Annotated in this window: 1 protein-coding gene; it reads right to left on the bottom strand. The window is 55.2% G+C overall.

The genetic code is table 11. The features are described 5' to 3' along the window. Positions 1 to 83: 83 nt before the first annotated feature. The coding region (locus FT643_RS23070; protein WP_156873747.1) for a transposase at positions 84 to 1022 on the bottom strand (939 nt) is incomplete at its 5' end.

Here is a 1022-nt window from a genome sequence, read left to right as displayed (position 1 = left end):
GCGACAAAATCTTTGATTGATGATTCACAGGATGTAAGTTGCTCCACCGGCCCCCTGTGAAAGTGAGCAGTGTATGGTGAAGATCAGTCAAAGAGACGACTCTGCGATGGGTCGAACAGGCTGGCGGTTAACGGTGGCGCTCGTTCTGGCGGTAACTCGTGCTGCTTGGCGGCATCCACCTTGGCCGCTTTCCGCTTCAGGTGCTTGAGAATCTGCTCAATGACCTTAGGGTCCTCGATACTGGCAATGACTTTGACTTGACCGCCGCAGTGTTCACAGACTTCGATATCGATGTTAAAGACTCGTTTGAGTCGTTGCATCCAGGTCATGGCCCGGTACCGTTCTGCTGGACTTTTGTCGTGCCAGTCGGTATCGGGCGTTTCTGATGGGTCGGGTTTCTTGCCACGCTTGGACGGCGTCACTTGAACGCGGTGTTTACTGTTGGGCGCGAAGACGCCGTGGAAGCGTGTCAGGTTGACTCGTGGCTTAGGTACCAGAGCAGCCAACTTGGCGATGAAATCCAAGGGCTCGAAGATCACATGCGTTGTACCATTGCGATAGGGTGTCTTCAGTTCGTAGCGTACCTGCCCATTGGCGGTTAAGGCTAGACGTTTTTCTGAAACCGCCGGCCGGCTAATGTAACGACACAACCGTTCCAATTTATCGCGCTGATGCGCTTCGGCCATGACTCCGGCGTGTAACGAGAAACCGGCGTGGTTGGCCACTCGGCTGTTGGTGTCGGTCTTATCTTCTCGCCCCGGTATGGTTTGCAGGGTAAAGACCTTACGTCCTTGCTGGGGACCGGTGGCAATGCGATAGGTCATTGAGGAACCTTGCAGCTGAGTCAGTACATCGCCCTCCTCTTCTTCGAGCGTCAACCAGGTATTCTCGGCATCGCGCTCCAGCAGACCTTGCTTTTCCAGACAACGAGCAACGCGGTGGCTCAGGGTGTGGACGAGCGTGTTGAGCTCACTGTGAGTGGGCGTTTTGACGCGATGGAAACGCTGCTGGCCGTAGTCATC

It is taken from the genome of Ketobacter sp. MCCC 1A13808 (assembly GCF_009746715.1).
Lineage (GTDB): Bacteria > Pseudomonadota > Gammaproteobacteria > Pseudomonadales > Ketobacteraceae > Ketobacter.
Note: the sequence above shows the minus strand (reverse complement) of the source record. Positions and strands in the feature narration are given on the sequence as shown.